General features: G+C 44.8%; 7 protein-coding genes. 6 read left to right on the top strand and 1 reads right to left on the bottom strand.

The window, feature by feature from the left end:
- The first annotated feature begins 128 nt into the window (after positions 1–128).
- The 6 genes from AQR02_RS06670 to AQR02_RS06695 all read left to right on the top strand — a co-directional run bounded on the left by AQR02_RS06670 (position 129) and on the right by AQR02_RS06695 (position 4,654).
- On the top strand, positions 129–698 hold the full coding sequence (locus tag AQR02_RS06670; protein ID WP_054942016.1) for a YdeI/OmpD-associated family protein: 570 nt from the start codon (positions 129–131) through the stop codon (positions 696–698).
- A 50-nt stretch (positions 699–748) separates the two neighbouring features.
- Positions 749–1,216 (top strand): DUF1801 domain-containing protein, encoded by a 468-nt coding sequence (locus tag AQR02_RS06675; RefSeq protein ID WP_054939914.1) that lies wholly within the window; start codon positions 749–751, stop codon positions 1,214–1,216.
- A gap of 56 nt (positions 1,217–1,272) precedes the next feature.
- Entirely contained in the window at positions 1,273–2,112 is an 840-nt protein-coding gene (locus AQR02_RS06680) for a metallophosphoesterase family protein (RefSeq protein WP_054939915.1), read from the top strand.
- Between the two features lie 72 nt (positions 2,113–2,184).
- Positions 2,185–2,565, top strand: a complete 381-nt coding sequence (locus tag AQR02_RS06685; protein WP_054939916.1) for an iron chaperone — start codon at positions 2,185–2,187, stop codon at positions 2,563–2,565.
- 98 nt (positions 2,566–2,663) lie between these two features.
- Positions 2,664–3,632: a helix-turn-helix transcriptional regulator gene (locus AQR02_RS06690; protein ID WP_054939917.1), complete on the top strand. Its 969-nt coding sequence runs from the start codon at positions 2,664–2,666 to the stop codon at positions 3,630–3,632.
- A gap of 128 nt (positions 3,633–3,760) precedes the next feature.
- Positions 3,761–4,654 carry a diguanylate cyclase domain-containing protein gene (locus AQR02_RS06695; protein ID WP_054939918.1) on the top strand — a complete coding sequence of 298 codons (894 nt, stop codon included), beginning with the start codon at positions 3,761–3,763 and terminating at the stop codon, positions 4,652–4,654.
- A gap of 39 nt (positions 4,655–4,693) precedes the next feature.
- On the opposite strand, the gene AQR02_RS06700 is transcribed toward AQR02_RS06695, so the two are convergent.
- Positions 4,694–5,065: GyrI-like domain-containing protein (locus AQR02_RS06700; protein WP_148449134.1), on the bottom strand; the 372-nt coding region annotated here is incomplete at its 5' end.

Below are 5,065 nucleotides of genomic sequence, written 5' to 3' on the forward strand. Positions count from 1 at the left end.
GGGGGGCCGATATTTCTGTGCGCAGGAAGTCGGCTCTTTTTCTGTTTGTAGTTTTATTTTGCCGCAATTTGATTTGGGGAATGGGCTTGATTTGGTATTATGGGTAGAAAGGAGAGTGAATGGCCTTAATGGAATTGGAAAATCTATTTACTGCAACATCGAGAGCAGATCTTAGAAGCTGGCTGCAGGAAAATTGTAAGACAGAGAAAGCCTGCCATGTAGCAGTCAATATGACACCGGCCCCGGGTACGCTGCTGTATCTGGACGCGGTTGAAGAAGCTTTGTGCTTCGGCTGGATTGATGGTGTTAAGAAGAAAAGTCCGGAGGCAGTGCTGGTGCAGAGATTGTCTCCCAGAAGCAAAAGAAGCTCTTGGACGGAATTAAACAAGGAACGTGTCCGCCGGCTCGAAAAGCTGGGCTTAATGACCGAAGAAGGAAGAAAGGTGCTTCCTGCTATGGATCACGGGTCTTTTAAAATAGATTCTATCATCGAACAAAGGCTGCAGGCGGACAGGCAGGTATATGAGAACTTTCTGGCGTTTCCTGACCTGTATACAAGAATTCGCATCGACACAATACAGAGCTATAAACATCAGCCGGAGCTATTCAACAGCCGATTAGACAAATTCATTACTAACACTAAAGACAACAAAATGTATGGCCAATGGCATGATAACGGACGCCTGCTGAATTATTAAGCTGTGCTGGACCGTATTACAAACCTTAACTTTACCGGGGAGGAACAAGCATGGAATACACCGCAAACAGTCCCGAGGATTATATCAGTCAGCTGCCGGAAGAACGTAAGGCTGCCATAGAGAAGCTTAGGCTAACGGTTAAGCAGAATCTGCCAAGCGGGTTTGAGGAGACGATGGCCTACGGAATGATCGCCTATGTTGTCCCGCATCATCTCTATCCGCCGGGTTATCATGTGAAGCCGGAAGAACCGCTGCCCTTCATAAGCATTGCTTCCCAGAAAAACTATATTGCGCTGTACCATATGGGCATTTATATGAATCCGGAGCTGCTGGCCTGGTTTCAGGAGGAGTATCCGAAGGTTGTTCCCACCAAGCTAGATATGGGCAAATCCTGTATCCGGTTCAAAAAGGTCAGCAGCATCCCTTATGGGCTTATTGCCGAGTTAAGCGGTAAGGTCACAGTTGAGGAATATATAGGGCGATATGAGCGGGAGATTGCTTTGATTAAGAGGAAATAAGAGATTCAGTATATTCATTATTGCGCCCGCACTTTCTCTCAAAGGAGCACGCCACCATGATTCATTTCGATCTTATCTCTGATATTCACCTGGATTTCTGGCTTAAACGTAAGGGGCCGACACTAGAAGATAATTTGCGGGAAATTGATAGTTTTGTGGAGAGCCTGCTCCCTCAGGAAATGTCGCATGTCCTTGTAATTGCCGGGGATCTGGGACACTTTAACAAGCAAAATGATGAGATGTTGCGCTCACTCAAACGTTTCTACGCGCACATACTGGTCGTTGCAGGAAATCATGATTACTATCTCGTGAACAGCAAAGTTCGTTATAAGCTGCAGACCTCAATGAACCGCTGGTCAGAAATGAAGTCGTTAGCTTCCGGTATAGAGGGTGTTCACTACCTGGAAGGGGACATCTTTGAGTGGGATGGCGTTCGATATGGGGGAGTCGGGATGTGGTACGATTTCTCTTATGGAACGAATGTATTGGGGAGAAGCCTTAACTTTATGCTGGATATTTGGGCGAATCAAATGAATGACCGCAATTATACGATTGGTTCGCCGCGGCGCCCGATGGAGTTCTTTTGGGAGCAGAAAGAGAAGCTGGACAGGATCATCCATGACAGTGACGTTATCATCACACATGTGAGCCCAGATTGGTCGCAGATTTCGGCGGAGCATGCTGGTGATCCAATAAGCGGATGTTATTATTTTGACGGTTCCGGATATTTCAGCCAAATAGATGGCAAGGTATGGTGTTCCGGTCATGTCCATCTTAATCATTCGTATAAGAGCAACGGCTGTTTGTTCGTTAATAATGCCTTAGGGTACCCGAACGAAAATAACCGGCCAAAAGGCAGAATCATAAATGTTATTACAGACTCAAACCGCAAATAAGGATAACGGGCCATGATCCATGAGCGAAGGGTGTATTGAAACTTAAAAAAAAGTGAGCAGGAGGATGACAAAATGGAAAACAAAATCATGTACGAATCCATTGACGATTATATTGCCAAAGCAGCACCTGAGGTACAAGACCTCCTTGAGAGGGTAAGACAAGTGATTCACGAGGCGGCGCCTGAAGCGAAAGAGAAGATCAGCTATCAGATGCCCACCTTTGAGCTGCATGGCAATCTGGTACACTTTGCGGCATTTAAAAAGCACATCGGATTCTATCCGGCCCCGCAGGGAATTGAAGCTTTCCATGACGAGCTGTCCATATATAAAGGAGCGAAGGGCTCCGTCCAGTTCCCCCTGGATCAGCCGCTGCCTTATGATTTGATCAGCCGGATCGTTAAATTCAGAGCTGCAGAAAATATTAACAAAGCCGCCGGCAAACGGAAGTCTTAATCCACTAAAAAAAGTCTTTTCCGCAAGTAAAATCAAGTAATGCGATTTCCATTTCTCTATAATAACTATAGGGCGATTGGAACGGGGTGAGCGGTCAAATGTACGAGTGGAACAAGCAAATCCAAATCATCGTTGATGAAATTGACACATGTATTAAACATCATAACAGTGAAGCCATAACGCTACGGTTTCTTTCCCGCAGGCTGGGTTATTCCGAATATCATACAACGAGAAAATTCAAAGAAATATCGGGTATGCAATTTAGGGATTATCTGCGGCTTAGAAAGTTAGCCTTTGCACTAAAAGAGGTGCGGAGTAGTGAAAAAAGCATTTTGGATATTGCTTTTGATTATGGTTTTTCATCACATGAAGCTTTTACCAGAGCTTTCAAGGGAACCTATGGTGTAACTCCAAGTGAATACCGAAAAAAGCCTAAGCCTGTCGTTCTTCGTACAAAAATAAACCCTTTCGAACGCTACTTTTTAGGATTTGGAGAGATTGGAATGATAAAATCTGCAGATGATATTAAAATTTATTTTGTAACCATTCCCGCACACAAATTTTTGCACATTAAAAACTATGAGAGTAACGGGTATTGGGATTTTTGGCAAAAGCAAAGTTTGATTCCGGGGCAGGACTGCGAAACCATTTGCGGCTTACTCGATAGTATCAAGGACAAACTGGATGACGATGGCGGGAGCGAATCTAACAGCAGCAGCGGTCAACTGATGGCGTACATTAATGACCCGGACGGCAGACTCTGCGATTGGGGTATTCCACGTACAGAGTGTTATGGTGTCCGTCTTCCTGTTGATTATAAAGGCGGAGTACCCCCACAAATGCTTATGATTGATGTTCCCGAAGCCGAGTATATTGTTTTTGAACATGGACCATTCGATTATGAACAGGAAAACCGCAGTGTAGAGGAAAAGATGGAAGAGACAATGGCAACTTTTGATTATGCAGGCACCGGTTACTGCTTTGATACTTCCCCCGGCAGGTTAATTTACTTTTATCATAATCCGGAGCGGTTTTGGAAGTATATCAGACCTGTGCGGAAGTCCTAATCATAATCATACAAAAGCACCTGCCTAATAGGGTAGGTGCTTTTAGGGAGTTGACTTTGACGTAACAGGAAGGTTTATGCTGAGGTTAGGGGTGTTCCGGCCGGAAGCCTGGAGGTGGAAGAACGGTAGTGAAGATAAGTGAATTTGCGGAAATGAATCAGGTTACTACAAAAATGCTGCGTCATTACGATGAGATCGGACTGCTCAAGCCGTCAGCTATTGATCCTATGACCGGGTATCGTTTCTATGATGAAGAACAAGGACGATTGCTTCACTGGATTCTTATTCTGAAGAATCTGGAATTCTCGCTTGCTGAGATTAAAGCTGTGCTTGCAGGTCCTGTCCGCAGTGAAGACTTGGTCAATCAGCTCATTAACAAACGGATTGAAATTACAAGCCATATGAATGAGCAGGTGCAGAAGAAAGTTCAAATCGACAGGTTAATTACATTACTTGAAAAGGAGGGGGTTCTGATCGGCCATCCATTTGAACTGTTACATATAACGCAGCAAAGTGTACATGAACTCAAAAAAAACATGCCCAATCTGGAAGTTTTCCTGGAATCTACATCAGAGCTGCTATCGGTTTGCGCAAACAATGACCCTGTAGCGGTCATGCGGTTTGATATCCGCCACTTCAAGCATGTTAATGATGTATACGGCTTCGATGTTGGAGATCAAGTCATTGTAGCTTGCTACGAAATCATCAGAGAGAGTCTTGAGGGTTACAAGGAACGTGCATGCCTGGGACGGGCTCATGGTGACGAATTTATTGTATTTGTCCAAGCGGGTCGGGATGAACTTTATACTATCGCTCAATCGATAGTAAGGCAGATGGAGTCTTTTGACTTTCAAAGCGTCGGTTGTCTTGAGCAATTAGGATGCAGGGTAGGCTTCATCTATGCTGAAAAAGGATCGGTAGATGATATCCGCAAACTGATTGAGGGTACGATGGAGACGATTCATATTGCCGCAGGAACGGGCAGCAAATATTCGGTTTTTGCCAAGCCATATATAGAGTAAAACTGTTGTATGTATTCGGGCAGCTGCCAACGCGTTAATTTACAGTCCCGAAATGGGGAAATACAAGTCGCATTCACAATAATGCTTATTGCCCTTGGCGTAGTTGACCGATTCGAAGCTGAATTTCTCCTCCAGATTAAACTGTACGGTCGGCATCCAGATTTCAAAGATATACTTCCATATGGCGCTTAAGGATTGTGCGGAAATCTCTTCCGGACGGTGGAGGCCGATATAGGTGAACACACCGTATTTATGCGGCTTCGTGTGCCTGATATTCATATCCGGCGGGACGATGCTGCTGCGGTTAATTTGCAGGGAAGGCTGGTAAAAGGTAATTCCGCTGAAGGGTTTGGGAACAGCTGTAAATCCGATATACACATCCTTTTCCACCGGGTTCAGAATCCGATGACG

Source organism: Paenibacillus ihuae (assembly GCF_001368795.1).
In the GTDB taxonomy this organism is placed as follows: domain Bacteria; phylum Bacillota; class Bacilli; order Paenibacillales; family Paenibacillaceae; genus Paenibacillus_AQ; species Paenibacillus_AQ ihuae.

What these genes read in the sequence shown, in the direction of transcription:
- AQR02_RS06670 (WP_054942016.1), top strand. Translation starts at nt 129, where the DNA reads ATGGAATTGGAAAATCTATTTACTGCAACATCGAGAGCAGATCTTAGA.
- AQR02_RS06675 (WP_054939914.1), top strand. Translation starts at nt 749, where the DNA reads ATGGAATACACCGCAAACAGTCCCGAGGATTATATCAGTCAGCTGCCG.
- AQR02_RS06680 (WP_054939915.1), top strand. Translation starts at nt 1,273, where the DNA reads ATGATTCATTTCGATCTTATCTCTGATATTCACCTGGATTTCTGGCTT.
- AQR02_RS06685 (WP_054939916.1), top strand. Translation starts at nt 2,185, where the DNA reads ATGGAAAACAAAATCATGTACGAATCCATTGACGATTATATTGCCAAA.
- AQR02_RS06690 (WP_054939917.1), top strand. Translation starts at nt 2,664, where the DNA reads ATGTACGAGTGGAACAAGCAAATCCAAATCATCGTTGATGAAATTGAC.